This window comes from Kitasatospora sp. NPDC088346, assembly GCF_044740765.1.
Lineage (GTDB): Bacteria > Actinomycetota > Actinomycetes > Streptomycetales > Streptomycetaceae > Kitasatospora.
The window spans coordinates 1-3,063 of record NZ_JBIURH010000141.1 but is presented as its reverse complement, the minus strand read 5'-3'; the positions used below and the strand labels follow the sequence as shown (position 1 = coordinate 3,063).

Below are 3,063 nucleotides of genomic sequence, written 5' to 3'. Positions count from 1 at the left end.
GACGGCGTGGATCAACGACCCCGCCAAGCGCCGCGAGCCCGCACCACAAACCTCATAGCCTCACGACCGTCTCACTGGACTTGAAATCTTCCGCCCTCCAGGGCGGCATGGATCGCCGCCGGAGACGTATCCGAACACGCTGCCGTCGACGTCGGAAGGGCGCATCGCGGGTGGTGGGGAAGCGCGCGCACCACTGAGGTCTCGCGCGAGCGCCGGGGTCGCACTCTAGGACGGCTCACTGGTGCTTGCGCGCTCCAGGCTCGGCGGCGCGAATGTCTGCGGTCGATGCCGTCCCACGCAGGTCGCTTCCTCCGCAGTGGCGTGCCGGGGGCGGGCTCCGGGACGCCGAGCGCGAGAGCGAGCGGTCAGCCACTAGGTGCAGGCGCAGCGATCGGCACCCGGCTCTCGGAGCTGCGGGCGGCCGCGCAGGTGCTGGCCGGGGAGTCGGGGGCGCTCGCGCCGGAGCGGCGGCGGGCGCTGGAGAAAATCGACCCGTGGTGGTGCCCGGTGTGGCCGATCACCTGGCAGCGCGCCTACGCGGTCGCCAGGTCGTGGTGGCTCGAGGCCGACGGGCGGGTCGACTGGGCGCGGCTGCCGCTGGACACCGTGTTCGAGGGTGAGCAGCTCGGTCGGTGGGTGCAGGCGTAGCGGGCCGGATGGCCGGCCTTGGAGGCCGATCAGCGGGACCTGCTGGCGGCGATCGGGATCGAGGAGGACCAGGGGTTGGTGGCCGCGAAGGCTGCGTCGGAGGCGAGGCCGGCGGTGTCGCGGACGGACCGGTTTGCGCAGGGCCTGGCCGCCCTGGCCCTGGCCCCGGCGCGGAGGAGCAGGTAGTGGTGTCGCACTTCGCCCTGGGCACCTGGCTCAACAACCAGAAGGCCTGCCGGTCGAAGCTCACCCCGGGCCAGCTCGCGCAGCTGGCGGAGCACGGCGTGGAGTGGGCGTAGCTGGCCGTCCCGGGCCGGGCTGGTGTCGTTGGCTGGCGGTTGGCTGCGGGGGCTCTCGGCCTTTTGTTTAAACTCCACCGGAGGTAGAGGTAGCAGGCTCCCTATTTGCCCATTTCGGAGGTGATTCGAATCGCCAATGCAGTCCTGATTGTTTTGGCTCGGTTCATGCTTTCTCTGCCGAGCTGAGTGCGAGGTCGGGGGCGAGAGCGCCCGCGCCGTATTTCTCGGTGTCGTCATGTGGAGGTCTGCTGGTGTTTCGCAGGTGGGTGATGACGCGCTGGGCGTCCCAGTCCGGGTGTGCCGATCGGAGCAGGGCGGCGGCGGCCGAGGTGTAGGCGGTGGCTGCGCTGGTGCCGCCGTCGCCTGTGCAGACGGCGAATGAGGTGGTCGACTTCGCGCATCCGCGGCTGTAGAGCGGCATCTGCGCGCCCGGGGCGGAGATGCCGAGGCCGGGCCCCCACGTGGACAGGGGCGACAGCCGGCCGTCGGATCCGGTCGCGCTGACGGCCAGGACACCGGGATAGGCGGCGGGGTAACTCAGGGGTGCTTGGTAGGAACCGGAGTTGCCGGCCGCTGCGACGACCACGACGTCCTTGCTGACTGCGTAGCGCACCGCTTCCTCCCATGGGTCCAGGGAGGCCGGCAGGCCGAAGGACAGGTTGAGCACTTTGGCGCCGTGGTCGGCGGCGTAGCGGATGGCGTCGGCGTCGCTTTGCGCGTTGGCTCTGGGGCCCGGTGTGACGGACTTCAGGGGCAGGATCGTGGCTTGTGGCGCCAGGCCGGGTAGGCCGCGGGCGCCATTGATCAGCGCCGCCATCATGGTGCCGTGGGAGAGGACCTGATCGTCATCGGTTTCCGGGATACCGGAGCGGGTGAAGTCCACAGCGGGCAACCGTGGGCCGGTCAGTTCGGCATCCGCCTGGACTCCACTGTCGACCAGGGCCACGATCACCCCCGCACCGGTGGAGCTGCGCCAGGCCGTGTCTGCGTGCAAGGCGCGCAGTGGCCAGGGCAGGGGGGTGGGCTCCGGCCGGGCTGTGGAGGTCGCGGCCGGGCACAGTGCCGCCAGGAGAGCGGCCAGGGCCAGTATGCGGGTCCTGTGTGCCATGCGGTCGTGTCCCTTAGGAGTAGTACTTGTGCAGTGCGTCGGAAGCGAGGCCGGTTCCGTGGTGGACGGCGTTGCTGGAGTAGGTTCCGCGCAGTGCGGCGGCGTTGGCGGTGCGCTGTTGCTCGATCAGGAAGCCTGTGGGGTCGTCCGATTCACGGCTGCGGCCCCTGTCCCGATGGGAGAGGAAGACGGTGGCAGCGGTGGCGGCGGCTGCCAGTCCTGCGAGCAGGACGATGACGGAACCCATGTGCTGCTTCCTCTCATGGTGCTGGATGATCTCACGGCGGCTTGTCCGCGACGGAGCGGGCTGCTGACGCCTTTGCGCGGGCGTTGGTGTGGGTGCGGGGAGGAGGCCGGGCCTGGTGGCCTCCTCCCCGCAGGGGTTCTGGTCAGCCTCGGCCCCTCCAGCCGCCGGCGAACGTGGTCGCGCACAGCCGGTACTTGTACTCGAAGTAGGCGTCTCCGTGGTAGCCCGAGTTATACCAGGCGACGACGCCCTCGCAGGCCGTCCGGGTCGGCTGGAAGTATGTGGTGCAGCCGCTGGGACCGTCGTAGTCGCACTGGCCATAATTCACCGCAGGGGCGGGAGCCGGGGCGGCGCTCGCACTGACCGCACCACCCATGACGGTTGCTGCAGAAATAGCCAAAACCGATATGGACCGACGGATACGCATGACTTTTCCCCGATTCTTCTGTGTGTCCCGGTCGGGACGTTCTCGATCTTGACACAATTCGTGCGCGGAAATTGTGGATCTGAGGAACACTTGAGGCTTCTATCGCGTCCATGCCAGAATGCGTTCCACATGTCCGAAATAGGAAATCAAGGATGGTTTGGAAGCTTTGCCTGGCTAGTGCGGTGACCGTATAGGTTCACCGGCTTGGTGGGGCGTCGGCAGGGCGGGCTATGTTCTGGCAGGGCGGCGTCGTTCTGGCGATCCGTCCGGTTTGGTCATGTGATGCCGAGGGTGGTCAGTGGTCGAGTGGCGTCTCGGCTGTGTTTGCGCAGGC

At 68.5% G+C, this 3,063-nt stretch carries 4 protein-coding genes; 1 reads left to right on the top strand and 3 read right to left on the bottom strand.

Translation table 11 applies throughout. The features are described from left to right. The first annotated feature begins 285 nt into the window (after positions 1-285). Positions 286-648, top strand: coding sequence for a hypothetical protein (locus ACIOFR_RS41970; RefSeq protein ID WP_401006063.1), 363 nt, complete (start codon positions 286-288; stop codon positions 646-648). Between the two features lie 462 nt (positions 649-1,110). Here ACIOFR_RS41970 and ACIOFR_RS41965 read toward each other — a convergent pair whose 3' ends face one another. From ACIOFR_RS41965 to ACIOFR_RS41955, 3 genes are all read right to left on the bottom strand, one after another. Then, on the bottom strand, positions 1,111-1,899 hold the full coding sequence (locus ACIOFR_RS41965; protein ID WP_401006061.1) for a S8 family serine peptidase: 789 nt from the start codon (positions 1,897-1,899) through the stop codon (positions 1,111-1,113). A gap of 169 nt (positions 1,900-2,068) precedes the next feature. Next, complete coding sequence (locus ACIOFR_RS41960; RefSeq protein WP_401006060.1) at positions 2,069-2,302, bottom strand: hypothetical protein; 234 nt, start codon at positions 2,300-2,302, stop codon at positions 2,069-2,071. 142 nt (positions 2,303-2,444) lie between these two features. Further along, positions 2,445-2,678, bottom strand: a complete 234-nt coding sequence (locus ACIOFR_RS41955; protein WP_401006058.1) for a hypothetical protein — start codon at positions 2,676-2,678, stop codon at positions 2,445-2,447. Positions 2,679-3,063 lie beyond the last annotated feature (385 nt).